The 252-nt window shown below is 61.1% G+C and carries 1 protein-coding gene; it reads left to right on the top strand.

What is annotated here, in order from left to right:
• Positions 1-21: 21 nt before the first annotated feature.
• Positions 22-252, top strand: a 231-nt coding sequence (locus tag R2R70_RS21830) for a pyruvate kinase alpha/beta domain-containing protein (RefSeq protein ID WP_410979172.1), incomplete at its 3' end; no start/stop codon positions are given.

The following is a 252-nucleotide window of genomic DNA, read 5'->3' as shown; positions in this document are numbered from 1 at the left end:
CCGATTGAAGCTGTGGCGACGATGTCACGCATCATCAAGTCGACCGAGGAGCACGCACTCGAACGCATCGTGCCGATGCGCACCAAACCGAGAACACAGGGTGGGGCGCTCACACTTGCCGCGTTAGAGGTGGCCATGGTGCTCGGCGCGACGAGCGTCTGTGTGTTCACGGAGTCTGGCGACACCGTCCGACGCGTATCAAGGCTTCGCACCCCGATTCCCATCTATGGTTTCACTCCGAGCACCGCGATA

The organism is Cobetia sp. SIMBA_158 (assembly GCF_046566945.1).
Taxonomy (GTDB): domain Bacteria; phylum Pseudomonadota; class Gammaproteobacteria; order Pseudomonadales; family Halomonadaceae; genus Cobetia; species Cobetia amphilecti.
This window is presented reverse-complemented; position numbering and strand designations above follow the sequence as displayed.